Below are 375 nucleotides of genomic sequence, written 5' to 3' on the forward strand. Positions count from 1 at the left end.
GCCGCTGGCCCCTTCGACGCCCCGGTCCTGCACCACGCCCCAGCGGCCGGCGATCGCGGCAGCGAGTTCATAGAAGCTGATGTCCGGCTGCAGCGTGACGACGAAGTCCTCCACCGTCAGTTCCGGAAAGGGCAGGCCGGGCGCGAAGGCGTGCACCAGGTCTGACAGGCTCAGCGTGGCGCCGGGCGCCTGGCTGAGTTCGACCACGTAGTTCAGGCCGGGCTGGGTCTGTATGCCCAGCAGCATGGGGCAGGTGGGAGTGAGCTGCAGATGGGCGACCGCGCCGAATTCCATGGCGCCCGTCGGGGGCTGGATGTTCCAGTCGAACGACAGGCTGTCGATCGAGATCGACGGCAGCGCGCTGAAGGGCTGGAA

The 375-nt window shown here is 68.3% G+C and carries 1 protein-coding gene; it reads right to left on the reverse strand.

All coding sequences use genetic code 11. The features are described 5' to 3' along the window. The coding region (locus KDH83_RS31970) for a hypothetical protein (protein ID WP_212323212.1) at window positions 1-375 on the reverse strand (375 nt) is incomplete at both ends.

The sequence above is a fragment of the Achromobacter sp. Marseille-Q0513 genome, assembly GCF_018195695.1.
Lineage (GTDB): Bacteria > Pseudomonadota > Gammaproteobacteria > Burkholderiales > Burkholderiaceae_B > Achromobacter.